21 protein-coding genes are annotated in these 20,539 nt (G+C 74.0%); 17 read left to right on the top strand and 4 right to left on the bottom strand.

The features are described 5' to 3' along the window. Positions 1 to 17: 17 nt before the first annotated feature. From BMY19_RS18975 to BMY19_RS18940, 8 genes are all read left to right on the top strand, one after another. A complete protein-coding gene (locus tag BMY19_RS18975) occupies positions 18 to 1,379 on the top strand; it encodes a hypothetical protein (RefSeq protein ID WP_100252647.1) in 1,362 nt (453 codons plus the stop codon). Then, on the top strand, positions 1,376 to 2,803 hold the full coding sequence (locus BMY19_RS18970; RefSeq protein ID WP_100252601.1) for a peptidoglycan-binding protein: 1,428 nt from the start codon (positions 1,376 to 1,378) through the stop codon (positions 2,801 to 2,803). Before BMY19_RS18975 ends, BMY19_RS18970 begins: the two co-directional genes overlap by 4 nt. A 12-nt stretch (positions 2,804 to 2,815) precedes the next feature. Next, positions 2,816 to 4,171 carry a hypothetical protein gene (locus BMY19_RS30960; RefSeq protein WP_170863000.1) on the top strand — a complete coding sequence of 452 codons (1,356 nt, stop codon included), beginning with the start codon at positions 2,816 to 2,818 and terminating at the stop codon, positions 4,169 to 4,171. Positions 4,172 to 4,223: 52 nt separating this feature from the next. Then, the gene (locus BMY19_RS18960) at positions 4,224 to 4,988 is read left to right on the top strand and encodes a hypothetical protein (RefSeq protein WP_100252600.1); all 765 of its coding nucleotides are present in this window, start codon (positions 4,224 to 4,226) and stop codon (positions 4,986 to 4,988) included. Positions 4,989 to 5,055: 67 nt separating this feature from the next. Next, entirely contained in the window at positions 5,056 to 5,865 is an 810-nt protein-coding gene (locus BMY19_RS18955; protein WP_100252599.1) for a hypothetical protein, read from the top strand. Between the two features lie 141 nt (positions 5,866 to 6,006). Continuing rightward, the gene (locus BMY19_RS18950) at positions 6,007 to 6,426 is read left to right on the top strand and encodes a hypothetical protein (RefSeq protein ID WP_056530795.1); all 420 of its coding nucleotides are present in this window, start codon (positions 6,007 to 6,009) and stop codon (positions 6,424 to 6,426) included. A gap of 112 nt (positions 6,427 to 6,538) precedes the next feature. Next, positions 6,539 to 7,447 (top strand): lysozyme inhibitor LprI family protein, encoded by a 909-nt coding sequence (locus BMY19_RS18945; RefSeq protein ID WP_244534957.1) that lies wholly within the window; start codon positions 6,539 to 6,541, stop codon positions 7,445 to 7,447. A 129-nt stretch (positions 7,448 to 7,576) separates the two neighbouring features. Continuing rightward, a complete protein-coding gene (locus BMY19_RS18940; protein ID WP_020095162.1) occupies positions 7,577 to 7,921 on the top strand; it encodes a hypothetical protein in 345 nt (114 codons plus the stop codon). A 46-nt stretch (positions 7,922 to 7,967) separates the two neighbouring features. Here the strand turns inward: BMY19_RS18940 and BMY19_RS18935 are convergent, their stop codons facing one another. The 4 genes from BMY19_RS18935 to BMY19_RS18920 are packed head-to-tail and all read right to left on the bottom strand — an operon-like array spanning position 7,968 to position 11,305. After that, positions 7,968 to 8,267 (bottom strand): hypothetical protein, encoded by a 300-nt coding sequence (locus BMY19_RS18935; RefSeq protein WP_056530802.1) that lies wholly within the window; start codon positions 8,265 to 8,267, stop codon positions 7,968 to 7,970. Next, the gene (locus tag BMY19_RS18930; protein ID WP_244534956.1) at positions 8,251 to 9,378 is read right to left on the bottom strand and encodes a hypothetical protein; all 1,128 of its coding nucleotides are present in this window, start codon (positions 9,376 to 9,378) and stop codon (positions 8,251 to 8,253) included. Before BMY19_RS18930 ends, BMY19_RS18935 begins: the two co-directional genes overlap by 17 nt. Then, entirely contained in the window at positions 9,375 to 9,794 is a 420-nt protein-coding gene (locus tag BMY19_RS18925) for a DUF4383 domain-containing protein (protein WP_026605246.1), read from the bottom strand. Before BMY19_RS18925 ends, BMY19_RS18930 begins: the two co-directional genes overlap by 4 nt. A gap of 59 nt (positions 9,795 to 9,853) precedes the next feature. Continuing rightward, positions 9,854 to 11,305, bottom strand: a complete 1,452-nt coding sequence (locus BMY19_RS18920) for an FAD-binding oxidoreductase (RefSeq protein ID WP_100252596.1) — start codon at positions 11,303 to 11,305, stop codon at positions 9,854 to 9,856. Positions 11,306 to 11,613: 308 nt separating this feature from the next. On the opposite strand from BMY19_RS18920, the gene BMY19_RS18915 reads away from it, so the two are divergent. From BMY19_RS18915 to ureC, 9 genes are all read left to right on the top strand, one after another. Then, positions 11,614 to 12,300, top strand: coding sequence for a helix-turn-helix domain-containing protein (locus tag BMY19_RS18915; RefSeq protein ID WP_020095167.1), 687 nt, complete (start codon positions 11,614 to 11,616; stop codon positions 12,298 to 12,300). Between the two features lie 101 nt (positions 12,301 to 12,401). Continuing rightward, positions 12,402 to 13,310, top strand: a complete 909-nt coding sequence (locus tag BMY19_RS18910) for a class II glutamine amidotransferase (RefSeq protein ID WP_100252595.1) — start codon at positions 12,402 to 12,404, stop codon at positions 13,308 to 13,310. A gap of 49 nt (positions 13,311 to 13,359) precedes the next feature. Further along, positions 13,360 to 14,046, top strand: a complete 687-nt coding sequence (locus BMY19_RS18905) for a GltB/FmdC/FwdC-like GXGXG domain-containing protein (RefSeq protein ID WP_100252594.1) — start codon at positions 13,360 to 13,362, stop codon at positions 14,044 to 14,046. A gap of 103 nt (positions 14,047 to 14,149) precedes the next feature. Continuing rightward, positions 14,150 to 15,478 (top strand): FMN-binding glutamate synthase family protein, encoded by a 1,329-nt coding sequence (locus BMY19_RS18900; RefSeq protein ID WP_100252593.1) that lies wholly within the window; start codon positions 14,150 to 14,152, stop codon positions 15,476 to 15,478. 75 nt (positions 15,479 to 15,553) lie between these two features. Further along, entirely contained in the window at positions 15,554 to 16,861 is a 1,308-nt protein-coding gene (gene glnT / locus BMY19_RS18895; RefSeq protein ID WP_100252592.1) for a type III glutamate--ammonia ligase, read from the top strand. A 90-nt stretch (positions 16,862 to 16,951) separates the two neighbouring features. Then, complete coding sequence (ureE, locus tag BMY19_RS18890; RefSeq protein ID WP_100252591.1) at positions 16,952 to 17,416, top strand: urease accessory protein UreE; 465 nt, start codon at positions 16,952 to 16,954, stop codon at positions 17,414 to 17,416. Continuing rightward, the gene (locus tag BMY19_RS18885; RefSeq protein ID WP_100252590.1) at positions 17,410 to 18,093 is read left to right on the top strand and encodes an urease accessory protein UreF; all 684 of its coding nucleotides are present in this window, start codon (positions 17,410 to 17,412) and stop codon (positions 18,091 to 18,093) included. The genes ureE and BMY19_RS18885 overlap by 7 nt, the downstream gene beginning before the upstream one ends. Positions 18,094 to 18,103: 10 nt before the next feature. Then, positions 18,104 to 18,799 (top strand): urease subunit gamma, encoded by a 696-nt coding sequence (locus BMY19_RS18880; RefSeq protein WP_091977471.1) that lies wholly within the window; start codon positions 18,104 to 18,106, stop codon positions 18,797 to 18,799. 10 nt (positions 18,800 to 18,809) lie between these two features. Then, the gene (gene ureC / locus BMY19_RS18875; RefSeq protein WP_020095175.1) at positions 18,810 to 20,522 is read left to right on the top strand and encodes an urease subunit alpha; all 1,713 of its coding nucleotides are present in this window, start codon (positions 18,810 to 18,812) and stop codon (positions 20,520 to 20,522) included. Positions 20,523 to 20,539: the final 17 nt, after the last annotated feature.

The following is a 20,539-nucleotide window of genomic DNA, read 5'->3' as shown; positions in this document are numbered from 1 at the left end:
CGGGAGCCGTCGCAGCCATGAGCATCGCCCGCGAGGACTGGCTGCGCGCGCACGCGGCCCTCTGGTACGACGATCGCCGATACCGCCTGGCCTGGCTCGCCCTGCCGCAGGCCGTGACCTGCGCGGTGGCGGGCCTGTGCATGGCGCTGGCCGCGCAGGGTGTCTGGGGTCAGCCGGCCACCGCCTCGAAGGCGCGGCTCGCCGAGCTGAGCGCCCTGCGCGACCGGGCCGGCAAGGACGGCGACCGCAAGGCGTTCGACGCGCTGACCGCCGCGGCCACCCAGGGCCAGATCGACGCCGCGACCAAGCTCGGGACGCTCTACGACCCCCTGACCGCCGCCTACTTCCCGAACAAGCCCGCGCCGAACGATTTCGACCGGGCGGCCGCCCTCTACGGACCGGGCGCCGCGATCGGCGATCTCCTGGCGGTCACGCGCCTCGCGGACGTGCTGCTCGACCCGGCCAACCCCAACCGCGACCTGCGGCGCGGCTGCCGCCTGGCCCAGACCTGGATCGACGCCCCCGAGACGCTCGAGCGCACGATCACCGGCGAGGAGCGGCTGACCGTCAAGCTCGCCACCTGCTACGTCGAGCCCGAGAGCGGCCTGCCGCAGGACCCGGTGCGGGCCGGGGGGCTGGTGACCGCGGTGCTGTGGCGCCGCCACCGGCCGACGATGGACGCCTTCATCAACAATCTCGGGCAGCAGAACCCCGCCCTGGTGTCGGGCATCCAGCGGCACTTGGCCGAGCAGCGCCGGTACATCGGCCCGGTGGACGGGCGGCCCAATCCCGGGATCATCACGGCCCTCCAGGTGGAGGCGGGGATCACCAACACGGTCGCGACCCCGCGGCCCGAGCCGCGGCGGGTGACGCCCAAGGGCCCGGATCCGGAGGTGCTGGCCCTCCAGGCCGCCGCCCGGACCGGCGACCGGCGGAAGATGGCCGACCTGAAGAGCCGCGCCGAGGCCGGGGACGCGGACGCGCTCACCGCCTACGCGCGCCTGTTCAACCCGGTGATGAACAAGGGCGACGTCTTCGCGCCGGACGCGCAGGTCGCCGTCGCCGCCTACGAGCGCGCCGCGGCCGCCGGCAACGGCATGGCGGCCGGCGAGGCGGCGGTGCTGTACGATTCCGGCTACGGCAACGTCGCCAAGGATCCCGGGAAGGCGGCGGCCCTCGCCCTGCGGGGCGTCGACCTCAAGGACGACCAGATCACCTTCTGGCTGCTGTTCCCGGAGGCGGGCAACTGGAGCGACGGGTTCTGGGGCGCGATCCAGGCCGCGCTGACCGCCCGCGGCTTCTACACGCTCCCGGTCGAGAACAAGCGCAATTCCGCGGTCATCACGGCCCTGCGCGCCTACATGAAAGCCAAGTCATGAGCGGCGCCACGATCGGGACCGACCGGCTCCGGGCGCACGCGACGCTCTGGTACGCGGACGCGCGCTACCGCCTCGCCTGGCTGGTCCTGCCCCAGGCCGCGGTCGCGCTCCTGGCCGGCCTCGCCCTGGCGCTGCTGAAGCCCGCGGGCGAGTGGGGCAAGCCCGCCGACAGCAAGGAGAACGAGAAGCTCTATCTCGACCTGCTCGACAAGGCCGGCAAGGACGGCGACAGGGCCGCCTTCGAGAAGCTGCGGACGGCCGCCGAGGCCGGCGACGTCAGCGCCCGGTCGTTCATGGGCGCCCTCTACAATCCCGAATGGGCCGCGGTCTACGCCAAGAACCCGGTCAAGCCCGACGCCGCCAAGGCCCTGACCTACTACCAGAAGCCCGCCGACCTCGGCTTCCCCGGGGCCCAGCGCGGCATGACCGAGCTCCTGCTCGACCCCGCCCGCGGCCAGCACGATCTCAAGCGGGGCTGCCGCTACGGGCTGGCCTTCCAGGCGAACCCGGTCGCGGCCCGGAACAACTACCTCGATTCCTGGTCGACGCTCTACTGGATCGCCGGCTGCTACACCGATGCCGGGAGCGGCGTCCCGCGGGATCCGCAGAAGGCCGCCGACCTCTACATGAACACGGTGGCGGCCAAGCTGCCGCGGGCGGTCACCACCTTCACGGACGAGCTCGGCCGCCAGCCCCCCGACCTCGTAGCGGCGATCCAGCGCGACCTCGCCAAGCGCGGCTTCTACACCGGGCCGGCCGACGGGACGGCGACGCCGCAGACGCGCGCGGCCGTGCAGGCCCTGGCCGGCCGGGGTGCCGGCCCGCAGGGCAATGCGGGAGCTGGCAGTGCGGGGGCGGGCAACCCCGGAGCCGGCAACACCGGCGCCGCGAAGCCCGCCGGCCCGCCGCCTCCGGCACCGCCCGCGGCGACGCCGAGCGTCGAGGAGCTCATCGCGCTGTCCAAGAGCGCGGTCTCCAACGCCGCCGACGCGGCGAAGCTCCGGGGCCTGGCGGAGAGCGGCGTCCCGGTGGCGCAGTACCTCTACGCCGCGATGCACCTGTCCCCGGCCAACCGGGAGCAGCGGGTCACCGCGCCGGACGGCCCCCTGGCGGCCCGGTATCTCGAGCGCCTCGCGGTCGAGCGCTCCTTCGCCCCCGCGGCGGCCTCGGCGGCCTTCCTGTACGATCTCGGCGGCGCCGGCCTGCAGCGGGATCCCGCGAAGGCGGCCGACCTGACGATCCGCGCCCTCGAGCTCAAGTCCACCGAGATCCTGCAGAATCTCGAGCAGGACCAGTGGGGCGCCGGCTTCTGGGCCGCCCTCCAGCAGCGCCTCGCCGACCGGAATCTCTACCAGGGCCGCGTCGTCGACCAGCGCAACGACCGGACCATCCAGGCGGCGCGCCGCCTCCTCGGCAATCCATAGGAGACGGCCATCATGGGTCCCCGCCGCAAGGATCCCGCGCGGTTCCCGGCCCCCCGAGCCGGACGCCGCACCGCCCACCGCGCCGCCGCCCTGCTGGCGGGCCTGATGGCGGGCCTGCTGGCCGGCCTCCTCCTGCCCGCCGCCGCGCAGGCGCAGATCAAGGTCCGCAAGGCCGACTGCTTCTTCGCGGCCGACGGCAGGACCGTCATCGACGGGGTCTGCGAGTTCCTGACCGACGCGCGCAGCTACGGCGTGGGCGGGTTCCGCCTCGCCACCTACACCAACGGCTACCTGCGCGACGGCGTGGTCGTGTCGGTGACGGCGCCCGGCCAGGGCACGGCGACCTGGAACCGGGAGCCCGGCGGCAAGCCCGAGGACGGCCCCGCCGACAGCGTCACCGCGGAGGGCGCCTGCTGGACCGGGTCCCGGAGCCGGATCTGCGCCTGGAAGGTCGGCGAGGGCCGCCCCGGCTTCGGCGGCGCCCCCGCGGCGGCGCCCGAGGCCGGCGCTCCGCGGGCCGCCGACTGCTACCTCGAGGTCGCGGGCGATGTCCGCCTCGACGGGGCCTGCCAGTTCCGGTCGGAGACCGGGCAGACCGGCGCCCGCGGCTTCGAGATCCGCTCCTACGCCGCGGGCAAGCTCGACGTCGTGGCGCAGCTCGTCCGCGACCCGCAGAACCCGCTGAAGGCCACGGCCTTCTGGAACGGGTCGTCCGGGGGCCTGCGCGCCGCCGAGGCCCTCGGCGCCCTGTCGCCGAGCGGCCCCTGCTGGGACAATGACGGCGCCCGTCTCTGCGTCTGGCAGCCCGGCCAGCCCCGCGGCGGCTGGGACCGGCGGGTCGAGGCCCGGGCTCCGGCCCCGCCCGAGACGCCGCCCTCGCCGCCACCGTCGCCGCCACCGGCACAGGCGCCGTCACAGGCGCCGCCTCCGCCGCGCGACGGCGCGGAGGGGCGCGATCCGCCGCCGGGCACGTTCCTGAAGCTGTCCTTCAAGGGCCGCTGCGAGTCCCTGATGATGGACGGGGAGGACCTCACCGCGACCTGCGCCCCGGAGGCGGTGAACACCTCCGTCGTCGGCAGCCCGAAGGCCGGGTTCATCTTCGGCACCACCGACGGCAAGGCCATGGCGTTCATGGCCTCGGCCAAGGGCTTCGTCGAGGGCGGCACCCTGCACCAGCCCGTCGACGAGCTGATGTACGCCGAGCGCGACCAGTCCACCTTCAAGGTCAAGGGCACCTGCGAGATGCCCAACCCGATGGGCGGCCCGGTGGTCATCACCTGCAACGCCCAGTCGGCGAACAGCACCTACGCGGTCCGGTTCCGCACCGACGGCGGCAAGCCGGTCCTGACGCGCGGCGACGCGAAGTGAGGCTCTCGCCGCGGACCGGAACCGCCCGACCCGCGAACTTGAGGAGGATCCCATGGCACGACGCGTTACGACGGGAGGGGCCGGCGGCACCGGGATCCTCGTCGGCCTCCTGGGGCTCTGCCTCGCGGGACCGGCGCTCGCCGGATCCACGAGCGTGACCGCGCGGCCCGGGGAGCGGGTCCGCCTCGACGGCTACGCCACCCACGAGACCCGACCGGGCTGCCCGTCCGTTCCGGCGGCCGCGATCGAGCTGGTCACGCCCCCGCGCGGCGGCCGCATCGAGCAGCGGCGCGAGTTCCTGATCCTCGGCCAGAACATCGACGGCACCCCGTCGCGGGACGGCTGCCAGGACGTCGAGCGGGACGCGCGGACGCTCTACTACACGGCCCGGCCCGACTTCGCCGGCCACGACACGGTGTCGGTGATCGTCACGTTCGTCACCGGCGAGGAGGCCACCTACACCTACAGGATCACGGTGCCCGAGGGCGAGGGCCGGCGGGCGCCGGCGGTGTCCCAGGCACCTGCCCCCCGCGACGCGGGCCTCGCGCGGCCGGCCCCGGCGGCGCGCGCCGCTCCCGCCGAGCGGGCGACTCCGGCCGCGACTCCGGCTGCGACTCCGGCTCCGGCGCCCCGGGAGGCGAGCACCGGCGACTTCCTGCGCGACGCGGTCCGGGGCGCGGTCCCGGCCACCCGGCCGGCGCCGGCCGCGCCGCCCCCGAAGGCCGCCGAGGCCGCGGCGCCCGTGCCCGGTACGCCCGCACCGCCGCCGCCGCAGCAGCTGGCACCGCCGCGCCCGCCCACCGCGCCGCAGCTCTGACGCAGCTCCGGCGCGGACGGCCGGACCGGCCGCCCGCACCCCCACCGCCAAGCCGAGGACGAGTCCCGTGCATCAGCGCCTCCCGAACGCCCCCCGATCCGCGGCACCGACCCGACCGCGTCGGCGCATCGGCGCCGGCGTCCTCGCCCCCGGATCGGCGCTCTGCCTGCCGCTCTGCATTTCGCTCTGCCTCGCCCTGCCGGCCCGGGCGGAGGTGGAGAACAAGACCGCGCGCGCCGGCCAGCGGATCTTCCTCCAGGGCTTCACCTACTACTTCGCCACGCAGGGGTGCCGCTCGCGCGCGGCCACGATCGAGCTCGTCAGGCCGCCGCGCGGCGGGCGCATCGAGCAGCGGCGCGAGTTCCGGATCCTCAGCGGCAAGGTCGACGAGACCGGGGCGCAGATCCGGCAGCCGGACGGCTGCGAGGACGCCAAGAAGGACTCGATGTCGCTCTACTACACGGCACGGCCCGACTTCTCCGGACTCGACACCCTGTCGATCGACGTCACCTTCGGGGACGGGTCCACGGTGCCGTACACGTTCCGGATCACCGTGCCGCCGGGCGAGCCCCGCCGGGCCCCGGCGGTGTCGCAGGCGCCCGTCCCGCGCGCGGGCGGCGCCGGGCAGGCCGCGCCGGCGGCCCGGGCGACGCCGGCTCCGGCCCCCCGGGAGGCCGGCACCAGCACCGGCGACTTCCTGCGCGACACGGTCCGCGGCTCGGTCGCGGCCCCGCGGCCGGCACCGGTCGCGGAGCCTCCGAAGTCCGAGGCGGCCGCGGCGGACGCGCCCGGCGCGCCGCCTCGGACCGAGCCTCCGCCGCCGCGCGCGATGGCGCCGGCGCCGCGCCCCCGGCCAGCGGCCACGCCGCAGCTCTGAGACCCTGCGGGGCCGGCCGGTGCGGCCCGGCCTCGCTCATCCGACGGATCCACGCCTGACCGGCCCCCGCTGCACAGGTCCGGCAGGTCACCGACAGAGCCACCAGTAGAGCCACCAGCAGAGCGAAGTGAGAGGCGCCCCATGGGATCGATGCGGAACGCGTTCATCTACGCGGCCATCCTGTCGACGCTCCCGCTCCCGGCGGCCGCGGCGGAGACCTGCCGCGACCATTACCGGAGCGAGGGGACGCCGATGCTCCAGGCCATCACCTACAAGACGTGGATGATCTTCCCCTCGGTCAGCCCCAGGGCCGCGTTCGACCGGGTGACGCGGGCGGTCCTGGCCGAGGGGTTCGTGGGCGTGCACGTGGAGAAGGCGCTCGGAACCCTGACGGCCCAGCAGGAGACATCCGGCTCGGGGCGACCGCAGACGCTGCGGGTCGTCGTGCGCAAGGCCGGGGCGGGCAGCCGGGTCGACGCCCTGTTCATGGTGCAGGCCGGTCAGATCGGTCAGGATGTCGACCAGAACCTGTGCCGCATCGTCGATGCCGCGGCGCAGTAGGCCCCCGATGTCGACCGGCTCCAGGGACGCGGCCCAGAGGCGAGGTTCCGATGCGCAGTCCGGTGCGAGCTTCGGGGCAAGGTTCGGGGCGATGCTCAGCGCGGGGCCGGCCGTGACGCGACTCCCGGCGGCCACCCTCGCGGCAGCCCTCGCCGCTTTCCTTGCCGCAACCCTCCTGGCGCCGTCGTCGGCCCGCGCGATCGACTGCCGCAAGGCGGCCAGCCCACTCGAGCGCATGATCTGCGCCGACCCGGCGCTCCGGAAGGCGGACGCCGCCCTGGGTGCGGCCTATTCCGGCCTCCTGCACAGCACGGACGACGCCGAGATCCGCGCGATGCTGGTCGCCAGCCAGAAGCGCTGGGTGGCGGCCCGGGACACGTGGCTCGGCGACCTGGACGCGGCCGACGCGCGCCCCGTCGTGCTGAAGGCGATCCGGGCACGGACCGAGGACCTGTCCGGCCGCTCGAAGAGCGATCCCGCCCGACCGCACTGGATCGCGGCGGCGCTGCGGCAGCGGGCCTTCGCGGCGCGGTTCACCGGCGGCCCCTTCGCGGGGTTCGACACGGCGTGCGACTTCCTCCCCGTCGGGCGGGACCGGGTCTACGGGTGCTTCGGCAGCCGGCGCTACCAGAACGGCGACCGGGTCTGCACGCTGTCCGACGACTGGGCGAGCGGCCACACCTCCGAGACGCGCACGGTCGCGCGGGTCGTCGACGGCGCCGCGCGCACGGTCGCGACCTGCACGATCGGCGGGGGCGACGACGCGGAATGCCCGGGTCCCGACAACGCCGACGGCCGCTGGGCACGGCCTGCCGCCCCGGCCGCCGCCGGGGCGGCGGCGGCACCCGCGGGCCCTCGGCCCGTCCTCGACGTCGAGCTGGCCCCGGACGCCGATGCCGAGACCTGGCTCTCGGCCTGCCTGACCGACCCCGCCTATCCGCCGCCCGACCCGGTTTCGGCGGCCCGGACGGCCCCGGGATCGAGCCCGCCCGCGCCGGCGGGCGCCCCGAGCAGCCGGTGACGATGGGACCGCACGCCCCCGCGCCTGATCCGGGCCCTGCGCCGGCCCGGGGCCGCCGGCACGCTCTCGGTGACCACGACGGGCGACGGCGAACTGCCCGAGGTCCACGAGTACGGGGTCGCGTGCCGAATGAGACGGATCCTGCGGGCGCTGCCGCTGATCGCCGTGACGGGCCTGGCCGCGACCGCCGCGGTCGCGGCCCCCATTCCCCCCTGCGCGGCCGACGCCGAGCGGCAGGCCCTCAAGCTGCTGCGCTTCCACAGCGACGGCGACGCGCGGGCCACGGTCGATCCCGCGTCCGTCCGGTCCGTCGGCACCGTCGCGTCCCTGGTCGGGACGCGGCGCTTCCAGGTGATCGAGGTGGAGGGCAGCATCTACAAGGGCGCGTATCGGATCCGGCTGATCTACGCGCCGATGCCCGGGAGCTGCGTGCTGATGGGGCAGGAGATCCTCGAGCGCTCCGATCCCTACTGAGCACCGGCCCGCGGCCGGCCCTCCGGCCGCCCCGCGGGCCCTGTCCTCAGCGCACGCCGAGGCAGCCGGTCCCGGGCGCCGGCAGGACCAGCCAGGCACCGCCCGCGTAGAGGCGCCGGACCGCGCCCGGCGCGGCGGGCCGGAGCACCAGGTACGCGCGGCCGGACGAGACCAGGGCCCCGTCGTCGGCGGCCGCCAGGGCGGCGGGGTTCCCGAGCGCCACCACGGTCTCCGGCTGGACCGCGAGGGCGGTCAGCGCGGTCACGCCGAGCCCCCCGGCGAGCGCCGCCGCGACGGCGCCGACCGGCAGGCCGCGCCGCGGGCGCCGATCAGTAATCGTAGGCATGCTCGAACCGGCCCCCCGCGGCCTCCACGGCGCGGATCTGCGCGACGAGCTGCTCCACCGCGGTGTCGTAGCCGACGCGCTGCCAGCCCGGCTCGGACTGGATCGGCATCGCGAACAGCGGCTCGGCCCCGGCGAGGGTGACCGTCCGGCCCGGCGGCAGGAGGACGGTGGTGAGGATCCGGTGGTTGCCGGCGATCTCCAGGACGGTCCGGCCCCGCGCGCCGAGGCCCCGGACGATCTCCGTGAAGGCCCGGTAGCGCGGGGTCTCCATCAGGGCGGCCGGGCCGCCGTCGCCGACCGGGACGGGGCCGAGGAGGGTGATGCGCGGGTCGGCGGCCGCGTCGCCGGCATCGAGCCCCGCCACGACGCTGCGGATCGTCAGGCCGGCCGGGTCCATCCCGGCGAGCCACGCGATCCCCTGGGCGTAGGCCCATTTCACCCCGTATTGCAGCGTGAGCGCGCCGCGCCGCTCGACCGCCCGCAGGGACGGCGTGAACGGGACCTCGTGCCAGAGCCGGGACAGCTCCGCGTCGAACGGGTAGCGGTACCAGGGGGTCTGGCGCAGGAACGCGGCGTAATCCCCGAGCAGCCGGGCGTTGAACCGGTCCTCGTCCGTCGGCTCCGGCCCCCGCCACCACGCGGTCAGCGCCCCGAGGCTGCGCTCGTAGGCGCCCTGGATCAGCATCTCGGCCGTGAAGCTCAGGCCAATCACGTAGTTGGTGACTTTCTGGCCCGCGGTGACGTCGCCGGTGCGCCCGGCCGCCCGGGTCGCTCCGCACAGGCTCGTCCAGAAGCCCGTCGTCGCCGCCCAGTAGTCGAAGGCCGATTCCGAGGCGGAACGCGTCACCCCGGCGAGGTCCGCGTAGGCGTGGACGATGTCCCATTCGGGGAAGGTGAGGTAGCTGTCGCCGGCCGCGCGCTTGTAGCCCTCGGGGGCGATCCCGAAGCGCGAGCCGCCCGCCGAACGCCCCGGCCCGGCGGGATCGGGCCTGACAGTGCAGCCCCCCTCGATCGCCGCGACGGGCAGGGCGCAGGCGAGGGCCAGAACGGCGAGGCCGGCGACCGCCCAGCGGACGACCCGTCGCCGGCGGCGGGGGGGCCGGGGGCTCACGCGGCGACCCCGGCCGCGGTCCGGGCGCGCCACGGCCACCAGCCGAGCACGACGCCGGCGAGGCCGAGGCTCAGGTGCGGGCCGTTGGAGAGGAGCGGGCTGTCCTGAAAGCCCTTCAGGAACAGCGACAGGTCGAGGAAGCTCGACCCGGTGAGCACGCCGACGACGCCGTCGAGCAGGTAGATCGCCCCGAAGGCCCGCAGGAAGGTCACGGCGGCGGAGCGCGACCACAGGCCGGCGGCGAGCGCCCACAGGCCGGAGGCGAGGTGGAGCGCGTCCTTGTAGACGTCGAGCCGGAACAGGCCGAAGACGCGGCCCTCCGCGTCCCGGAAGGCCGGGACGTAGTCGGTGGCGGCGGCGAACAGCAGGATGGCCGCGAAGGCGAGGGCGGCCACCTGCGGGGGCGTGGGTCTCATGGGCGTCTCCTGGGTCGGCACGCGCGGCCCGCGCGAGGCGGATCCGTGCCGGGGCGCGGTCAGGCCATGTAGGTCGACCACAGGGCGTTCCGGAACAGCAGCCCCGGATCGTAGCGGCGCTTGGCCGCCACGAAGGCGTCGAGCTTCGGATAGGCCCGGGCCATCTGGTCGCGCCGGGCGTGCAGGCGGTAGGGCAGGTAATAGGCCCCGCCGATCGCCACGACGCGCTCGATCAGGGCCTCGGTCATGCGCATCATCGCGGCCTCGTCGCCCGGGGTGAGCCCCTGCGAGAACGACATCACCGCGCCGATCCGCGGGCCCGGCGCGTAGGCCAGCGCCGAGTCCGGGTCCGCCGCCACGTAGCGCAGGGTGACGTTGAGGCAGTCGCAGCCCGAGCGCGGGATGGTCTCGCGGCAGGCGGCGAGGAACGCGTCGAAGCGCTCGGGCGGGACGAAGTACTCGTGCAGGATGTCGGTGCGGCTGCGGTCGCGCGAGGCGAGGTTGGCCACCGGCTCGTTCATCAGGCTGTTGCGGGTGGCGAGGCCGGGATCGAGCGTCGGGTTGAGCCGGGTCTCGGCGATCCAGCGGGCGCGCTTGCCGAACTCGCTGCCGACCTGGGCCCGGTAGATCTCCCGCGAGACCGCCGAGAACGCCCCCTGCGCGGCCGCCGCGGGCAGGACCTGCGGCGGGTGCTCGGCCTCCGCGTAGGTGACGAGGATCGCCTCGTCGAAGAATCCGGCCTGCGCGACCGAGAGCCGGCCGTAGGCCATGCGCAGGCGCGGGTCGCGCGCCGCCGCCGCGAAGGCCGGCGCGAAATCCGCGGCCGGCATCACCGCGAAGGTCGGCGTCAGGAGGCGGTTCGGCACCATCTCGACCACGAGGTCGACCACGATCCCGAACAGGCCGTAGCCGCCCATCGCCAGCCCGAACAGCTCGGCGTTCTCCTCGCGGGAGCAGGTCACGAGGCTGCCGTCGGCCAGGACGAGGCGGACGGCGCGGACGGTGGAGCCGAACGGGCCGTGCGGCGCGGGCCAGCCGTGGGCGTTGACGCAGAAGGTCGAGCCGACCCCGAAATCGCTGTTCGACTGCATGACCGTCGGCGAGTAGCCGATCCGGTCGAGCTGCCGGATGACCTGCGACCAGCGCGCGCCGGCCCCGACCCGGAAGAGGCCGGCGGCTGTGTCGGGCTCGATCGGGCCGCCCTCCAGGGTCACGGCCGTCCCGTCGCGGGCGAGGCTCTGGCCGCCCATGGAATGGCGGGCGACGCCGACGGCGACCGGCCGCCCGGCGGCGGCGGCGTCCCGGATCTCGGCGCGCACGGCCTCGATCAGGGCGTCGGTCGAGCCCGTCGGGAGCACGGCGTGGCGCGTCACCGGGGTCGGGTTGAGGCCGCTCGCGTCGTTGAGGATGATCCGCGGCGCGGCCCGGGCCGCCCGCGGCAGCAGCGCGGCGGCCGCCGCGGCGCCGCCGCCCGCGAGGATCCCGCGCCTGCTCGGTCCTGTCCCGGCCATGCCCACCCTCGATTCGCGCCGGCGGGGCGACCGGCTCGCCCCGCCGGCCAACCCTGCGACGGGTTCGGATCCGGCGGCGTGAGATCACGCACGGAGCGCGGCGCACCGCCGGCCGGGACGATGCCACGCCGCCCCCGGCGCGGTCGAGCGCCCGCGCTCCGGCCGTCGGCGCCGCGCGCCGATCCGTCCTCAACCGCGATTCCTCGACGGGTCGCGGATCGCGACGTTGACAGGCGTCCGGGGCCACGGCACGGCGGCGGAGGACCCGCTAGGCCGGAGCCCACGATCGCCGAGGAGGGAGATCCGCCATGCCGTCAGGCGCTTCGAACCGGACGGCAGGGGAGGCCCCGCGGCCGGAGCGGGAGCCGGTCCTGCTGCAGGATCCGCACGCCGTCCGCGAGCCGCGCGAGAACAACCTCGAGCGCGCGATCGGCCACGCGGTGCGCGAGCGCCGGAAGCGGCTCGGCATCACCTCGGCGGACCTCGCCGCGACGACCGGCCTGTCGCCCGGCATGCTGTCGAAGATCGAGAACGGCAACATCTCGCCGTCCCTGACGACGCTGCAGCTGCTCGCCCAGGCGCTCGGCATGCCGATCACCGGCTTCTTCCGCGGCTACGAGGAGGTCCGCAACGCGGTCTTCGTCAAGGCCGGGGAGGGGATCGAGCTGGAGCGGCGCGGCACGCGGGCCGGGCACCAGTACAACCTGCTCGGGCACATCCACGAGAACACCAGCGGCGTGACGGTCGAGCCGTACCTGATCACGCTCACGACCGATTCGGACGTGTTCCCGACCTTCCAGCACCCCGGCCTGGAGTTCCTCTACATGCTGGAGGGCGAAGTGCTGTACCGGCACGGGGACCGGCACTTCCACATGCAGCCCGGCGACAGCCTGTTCTTCGACGCCGATGCCCCGCACGGGCCGGCGGAGCTGCTCGTGCTGCCGGCCCGCTACCTCTCGGTGATCGCGTATCCACAGTCGGGCCGCACCGGCTGACGGGCCGCGTTGTTCTCAGGAAGAAATCTTATTTCTTGAGGGTTGATTTCCGCCACGCAGGCCGCCTATGCTCCGGGCGAACCCGCGACGGAGGTGGTGCCATGTGCGGCATCGTCGGATTGTTCCTGAAGGACCCCGCCCTGGAGCCGCAGCTCGGCGCGCTGCTCGCCGACATGCTCGTCACCATGACGGATCGGGGGCCGGACTCGGCCGGCCTCGCGATCTACGGGCCGCCGGCCCCCGGCCTGTCGAAGATCACCGTGCAGTCGGCACGCCCGGAGGCGGATTTCCCCGCCCTGGAGCAGCGCCTCGCGGAGGCCTCCGGCGGCTCGGCGCGGGTGGCGGTGAAGAGCTCGCACGCGGTCATCACCGTGGCGTCCGACCGCCTCGCCGCGACGCGCGATGCCCTGAAGGGCCTCGCGCCCGATCTGCGCGTGATGGGCGCGGGCGAGAGCGTGGAGATCTACAAGGAGGTCGGCCTGCCGAAGGACGTGGTGGCGCGCTTCGGCATCGCCGGGATGTCGGGCACCCACGGGATCGGCCACACCCGGATGGCGACGGAATCGGCCGTGACCACCATGGGCGCGCACCCGTTCTCGACGGGCGCCGACCAGTGCCTCGTGCATAACGGCTCGCTGTCGAACCACAACAACCTGCGCCGGAGCCTCGCCCGCGACGGTATGGCCTTCGAGACGGAGAACGATTCCGAGGTCGCGGCGGCCTATCTCACCACCGCGATGGCGCGGGGCCGGGACCTCGGCGCGGCGCTCGCGGGGGCGCTCACGGATCTCGACGGGTTCTTCACCTTCGTGGTCGGCACCAAGTCCGGCTTCGGGGTGCTGCGCGACCCGATCGCCTGCAAGCCGGCGATCATGGCCGAGACCGAGCGCTACGTCGCCTTCGGCTCGGAATACCGGGCGCTCGTCGGGCTGCCGGGGATCGAATCCGCCCGCGTCTGGGAGCCCGAGCCGGCGACCGTCTACTTCTGGGATCAGCGGCGGGCCGCCTGAGCCGCCCCCGCAGCCTTCTCGTCACGGATCTCGTCCACGGATCTCGCCCATGCCCGTCTTCGATCTGGCGGCGACGCCCCTGCGCGCCCTGAACCAGGCCCTCCACGGCGTCGCTCCGGGCGCCAACGACACCGAATTCGAGGTGCTGAACCCGCGGGGCCAGCACGCGGTCGCGGTCGGGATCGACGGGCCCGTCACCGTCACGGTGCGCGGCCCGGTCGGCTACTACTGCGCCGGCATGAACGACGGCGGCACCGTCACGGTGCAGGGCTCGGCGGGCCCGGGCGTCGCCGAGAACATGATGTCCGGCACGGTCGTGATCGAGGGCGACGCCTCGCAATATGCCGGCGCCACCGGGCGCGGCGGCCTCCTCGTCATCAAGGGCAACGCGGCCTCGCGCTGCGGCATCTCCATGAAGGGGATCGACATCGTCGTGCACGGCTCGATCGGCCACATGTCGGCCTTCATGGGCCAGTCCGGATCCCTCGTGGTCCTGGGCGATGCCGGCGAGGCGCTGGGCGACTCGCTCTACGAGGCGAAGCTGTTCGTCCGCGGCAGTGTGAAGAGCCTCGGGGCCGACTGCGTCGAGAAGCCGATGCGCCCCGAGCACCGCGCGCACCTCGCGGCCCTGCTGGACCGCGCCGGGGTCGCGGACGTCCGGCCGGAAGAGTTCCGGCGCTACGGCTCGGCCCGCAAACTCTACAGCTTCAACATCGACAACGCCGACGCCTACTGAGAGCGCGCCGCCGGAGTGGATACCGGTTCGGCGCGAGCGAGCGCGTCGAATCAAGGACTTAAAGCCGCTCCCGATCGGGAGCGGCTCAAGCGGGAGACCGGGCATGACCTACCAGAACCCGCCGATGCCGCCGCGCAAGTCGGCGACCTTCGACGACCACACCCTGGCGGAGATCCGCCGGGCCGCGGCCACCGGCATCTACGACATCCGCGGCGGCGGCACGAAGCGCAAGCTCCCGCATCTCGACGACCTGCTGTTCCTCGGCGCCTCGATGTCCCGCTATCCCCTGGAGGGCTACCGGGAGACCTGCGGGACCGGCGTCACCCTCGGCACGCGGTTTGCGAAGACGCCGATCGCGTTGAAGATCCCGATCACCATCGCCGGCATGAGCTTCGGATCCCTGTCCGCCAACGCCAAGGAGGCCCTCGGCCGCGGCGCTACGCTGGCCGGCACCTCCACCACCACGGGGGACGGCGGCATGACCGACGAGGAGCGCGGCCATTCCGACATCCTCGTCTACCAGTACCTGCCCTCCCGCTACGGCATGAACCCGCGCGACCTCCGGCGCGCCGACGCCATCGAGGTGGTGGTCGGCCAGGGCGCGAAGCCCGGCGGCGGCGGCATGCTGCTCGGCCAGAAGATCTCCGACCGGGTCGCCGCCATGCGCGACCTGCCCAAGGGCATCGATCAGCGCTCCGCCTGCCGGCATCCGGACTGGACCGGACCGGACGATCTCGAGATCAAGATCGGCGAACTGCGCGAGATCACCGACTGGGAGAAGCCGATCTACGTGAAGGTCGGCGGCGCCCGGCCCTATTACGACACCGCACTGGCCGCGAAGGCCGGGGCCGACGTCGTCGTCCTCGACGGCATGCAGGGCGGCACGGCGGCGACCCAGGACGTGTTCATCGAGCATGTCGGCCAGCCGACGCTCGCCTGCATCCGCCCCGCCGTGCAGGCGCTGCAGGATCTCGGCCTGCACCGGAGCGTGCAGCTCGTGATCTCGGGCGGCATCCGCTCGGGCGCGGACGTCGCCAAGGCCATCGCGCTTGGGGCGGACGCGGTCTCGATCGGCACCGCGGCGCTCGTCGCCATCGGCGACAACGACCCGGCCTACGAGGAGGAGTACCGCGAGCTCGGCTCCACCGCGGGCGCCTACGACGACTGGCACGAGGGCCGCGACCCGGCGGGCATCACCACGCAGGACCCCGAGCTGGCGGCCCGCCTGGACCCGGTCCGCGCCGGCCGGAAGCTCGCCAACTACCTGAAGGTCATGACCCTGGAGGCGCAGACGATCGCCCGCGCCTGCGGCCACAACCACCTGCACAACCTGGAGCCCGAGGACCTCGTGGCGCTGACGCTCGAGGCCGCCGCCATGGCCCGCGTGCCGCTGGCCGGCACCGACTGGTACCCGGGCAAAGCGGGCTTCTAGGGCCCTTCAACCCCGCCGGTCGCGCCGGAACGGGGCGCGGCCGGCCCCCAACCGATCCGCGCTCAGGGGGCTGCCGTGACGACCGACCTTTCCGCCTACGCCGCCGAGCACGGCGTGAAGTACTTCATGATCTCCTACACGGACCTGTTCGGCTGCCAGCGCGCCAAGCTGGTGCCGGCGCAGGCGATCGGCGCCATGCAGCGCGACGGCGCGGGCTTCGCGGGCTTCGCCACCTGGCTCGACCTGACCCCGGCCCATCCCGACCTGTTCGCGATGCCGGATGCCGCCTCGGTGATCCGCCTGCCCTGGAAGCCGGACGTCGCCTGGGTGGCGGCCGACTGCACCATGGCGGACGCCCCCGTCGACCAAGCGCCCCGGGTGGTGCTGAAGCAGCTCGTGGCGCGGGCCGCCGCCGAGGGCCTGCGGGTCAAGACCGGCGTCGAGGCCGAGTTCTTCCTGCTGAGCCCGGACGGATCGGCGATCTCGGATCACCACGATCGGGCGGAGAAATCCTGCTACGACCAGCAGGCGCTGATGCGCCGCTACGACGTGATCGCCGAGATCTGCGACCACATGCTGGCTCTGGGCTGGAAGCCCTACCAGAACGACCACGAGGACGCGAACGGCCAGTTCGAGATGAACTGGGAATACGACGACGCGCTGGCCACCGCCGACAAGCACGCCTTCTTCAAGTTCATGGTCCGCTCGGTCGCCGAGCGGCACGGCCTGCGGGCGACCTTCATGCCGAAGCCGTTCCCGGGGCTGACCGGCAACGGCTGCCACTGCCACGTCTCGGTGTGGAACAATGCCGGCACCGTGAACGCCTTCGCGGATCCCGAGATGCCGTTCGGCCTCTCGACCCGGGGCCGGCACTTCCTCGGCGGGATCATGCGGCACGCGCCCGCGCTCGCCGCGATCACCAACCCGACGGTCAATTCCTACAAGCGCATCAACGCGCCCCGCACGATCTCGGGCGCGACCTGGGCGCCGAACGCCGTGACCTGGACCGGCAACAACCGCACCCACATGGTGCGCGTGCCCGGGCCGGGCCGGTTCGAGCTGCGCCTGCCCGACGGGGCGGCCAATCCGTACCTGCTCCAGGCGGCGATCCTGGCCGCGGGCCTGGACGGCCTGGCGTCGGCGGCCGATCCCGGGCCGCATAGCGACGTCGACATGTACCGCGACGGCCACGCCGTCACCGGCGCGCCGCGCCTGCCGCTCAACCTGCTCGACGCGCTGCGGGCCTTCGAGGCCGACGAGGCCCTGCGGGACAATCTGGGCGGCGCATTCTCCGTCGCCTACCTCAAGTTGAAGCAAAATGAGTGGGACAGCTACTGCGCCCATTTCACCGCCTGGGAGCGCGAGACCACGCTCGATGTCTGAGCCGGTGCTGCCGGTGACGGGCCGAGCGGCGGACCGGCTCTTGCAAGGCCCAGATCGATCCTGGCCACGGGGAGCGGGACGCGGACCGACATGCGTGTGATCCATCGTATCCTGGGCAGCCGGCAGGACGCCGAGATGGCGCATCGCCTGCACCACCTCGCGCATCGCGGCGCGGTGGACGTGCTCGTCGTGTCGAGCACCGACGTCGCTCGGCGGCGGATCCGCGCGACCACCCAGTCCGGCGAGGAGATCGCCCTCGCCCTGCCGCGGGACGAGCCGCTCTTCGACGGGGCCGTGCTGGCGCTGGACGCGGACCGCGCCCTCGTCGCCCGGGTCGGCTCCGAGCGCTGGCTCCGCCTCGTCCCGGACAGCCAGGCCGCCGCCCTCGAACTCGGCTACCACGCCGGCAACCTCCACTGGCGGGTCCGCTTCGCCGACGGCGCCCTCCTGGTGGCCCTGGACGGACCGGCCGACGCGTACCTCGTCCGCCTCGGCGCCCTCGTCACCGACCGGCAGGTGACCCACACCATCCTCGACGAGGCGGCGCCGTGCTGAGCCGGCTCCTGGCGTTCCAGCAGGCCGACGCCGCCTTCCCGAGCGGGAGCTTCGCCTTCTCCAACGGGATCGAGGGGCTCGTCGCGGGCGACCCGGCCTTCGACACGGGGAGCCTGACGCGGACGCTCACGGCCCTCGTGCGCTTCCGGTGGGCGGAGAGCGACCGCGTCGCCCTGATCCTCGCCCACCGCGCCGGCCCCGATCCGGCCCGGCTCGGCCGCATCGACGCCGCCGTGGAGGCGGCCACCCTCGTCGAGGCGATGCGCACCGGCAGCCGGCGCAACGGCGCCTCCCTGCTGACCACCCACGCGCGGCTCGCCACGCCCGGTGCCGGGGACATCCGCGCCGCGATCCGGTCCGGGCTCATGCTGGGGCACCTCGCCACCGTACAGGGCGCCCTGTGGCGGGGGCTGGGCCTGTCGGAAGCGGAGGCGGCGGCCGTCGCCGGCTACCAGCTCGTCTCCGGCCTGGTCTCGGCCACGGTCCGGCTCGGTCAGGTGGGCGCCATCCAGGGCCAGCAGGCCCTCCAGACGGTGCTGCCGCTCGTCGCGGAGATCGCCGAGCGGCCCGTGACCGAGGACCCCGACGGCGCGATCGTCCTCACGGGCTTCACGCCGCTGATCGAGATCGCCGCGATGCGGCACGCGCGCGCCGACCTGCGCCTGTTCGCCAACTAGGGAGCGGGTGATGCTGCTCACGCCCACCGAGCTGGAACGGCTCACGATCTTCACCGCGGCCGAGCTCGCCCGCAAGCGCCGGGCCCGCGGCCTCAAGCTTAACTACCCGGAGGCGGTGGCGCTCATCACCGACGAGATCCTGGAGGGCGCGCGCGACGGGCGCAGCGTCGCCGACCTCATCGGCTGGGGCTCCACGATCCTGTCGACCGAGGACGTGATGCCGGGCATCGCCGCCATGCTGCCGATCCTGCAGGTCGAGGGCGTCTTCCCGGACGGCACCAAGCTCGTCACGGTCCACGAGCCGGTCCGCGCCCGGGCGGGCGCCCCCGCCGACACCCTGGAGCCCGGCGCGATCCTGCCGGCCGACGGCGCGATCGAGCTCGCCGCGGGCCGCCCGCGGGTCACCCTCGACGTCGTCAACACCGGCGACCGCCCGGTCCAGATCGGCTCGCACTACCACTTCTTCGAGGTGAACCGGGCGCTCGATTTCGACCGGGCGGCGGCCCTGGGCTACCGCCTCGACATCCCGGCCGGGACGGCGATCCGCTTCGAGCCGGGGCAGCGCAAGACCGTGACGCTGGTCGGCTTCGGCGGCGCCCGGGAGCTGACCGGGCTCAACGACCTGACGCAGGGGACCCTGCCCGACGACGCGGCGCGGGCGGCGGCCCTCGCCCGCGCCAAGGCCCGCGGCTTCAAGGGCGCCTAGGGAGAGTGCCATGGTGACGATCCCGCGCCGCGACTACGCCGCCCTCTACGGGCCGACCACCGGGGACGGGGTGCGGCTCGCCGACACCTCCCTGGTGGCGGTCGTCGAGCACGACCACGCCGTCTACGGGGACGAGTGCCTGCACGGCGGCGGCAAGACCCTGCGCGACGGGATCGGGATGGCGCCCGGGGTGACCGCCGCGCAGGGCGCGCTCGACTTCCTCCTCTGCAACGTCGTGGTGATCGACCCCGTCCTCGGCATCCAGAAGGGCGATCTCGGCATCAAGGACGGGCGGATCGTGGCGCTCGGCAAGGCCGGCAACCCGGCGATCATGGACGGCGTCGACCCGCGCCTGATCGTGTCGGCCGGGACGACGGTGCGCGACTGCGAGGGCCTGATCGCGACGCCCGGGGCCATCGACGTGCACGTGCACTTCGACTCCGCCGGCCTGCCGGACCACGCGATCGCCTCCGGCGTCACGACCCTGCTCGGCGGCTCGCTCGGGCCGATCACCGTCGGCATCGATTCCGGCGGCCCGTTCAACACCGGCCGCATGCTCCAGGCCGCCGAGGCCTGGCCGGTCAATTTCGGCTTCCTCGGGCGCGGCAACACCCACCGGCCGGCCGCCCTGAAGGAGCAGCTGGAGACCGGCGTCCTCGGCCTCAAGATCCACGAGGACTGGGGCGCGATGCCGGCGGCGATCGACGCCTGCCTGGGCTTCGCCGACGCCTACGACTTCCAGGTCCAGCTCCACACCGACACGCTGAACGAGTCGGGCTTCGTGGAGGACACGCTGGCGGCAATCGGCGGCCGCACCATCCACATGTACCACACGGAGGGGGCCGGGGGCGGCCACGCGCCGGACATCATCCGGGTCGCCGGGCTGCCGCACTGCCTGCCGTCGTCGACGAACCCGACCAACCCCTACACGGTCAACACCTTCGACGAGCACCTCGACATGACGATGGTGTGCCACCACCTCAACCCGGCCCTGCCGGAGGACGTGGCCTTCGCGGAGAGCCGCATCCGCGCCCAGACCATCGCCGCCGAGGACGTGCTCCACGACATCGGGGCGATCGCGATGCTCGGCTCCGACAGCCAGGGCATGGGCCGGATCCACGAGGTCGTCTGCCGGACGTGGCAGCTCGCCTCGAAGATGAAGGACCAGCGCGGCCCGCTCCCCGAGGAGAGGCCGGGCTTCGGCGACAATGCCCGGATCAGGCGCTACATCGCCAAGTACACGATCAACGCGGCGCGCACCTTCGGCATCCAGGAGCATGTCGGCTCGCTGGAGCCCGGCAAGATGGCCGACATCGTCGTCTGGCGGCCGGCCTTCTTCGGGATCAAGCCGGAGCTCGTGATCAAGGGCGGCTTCATCGCCTGGGGCGCGATGGGCGATTCCGCCGCCTCGCTGATGACCTGCGAGCCGGTGCTGATGCGCCCGCAATGGGGCGCCTTCGGGCGCGCCAAGCAGGCGCTCTCGGCCTGCTTCGTCCATCCCCTGGCGATCGAGGCCGATCTCGGCGGCCGGCTCGGCCTGCGCAAGGCGCTCCTGCCCGCGCGCGGGACCCGCACGCTGACGAAGGCCGACATGCTCTGGAACGACGCCTGCCCGGAGATCCGCGTCGACCCACAGACCTTCGACGTCTTCGTCGACGGCGTGCTCGCCACCTGCGAGCCGGCCCGGACCCTGCCGCTCGCCCAGCGCTACATGCTGCGCTGAGCGGCGCCGAACCCCGC

The sequence above is a fragment of the Methylobacterium sp. UNC300MFChir4.1 genome (assembly GCF_900110155.1).
Classification (GTDB): Bacteria; Pseudomonadota; Alphaproteobacteria; order Rhizobiales; family Beijerinckiaceae; genus Methylobacterium.
The sequence above is the reverse complement of the archived record's forward strand: the minus strand, read 5'-3'. Positions and strand labels throughout refer to the sequence as shown.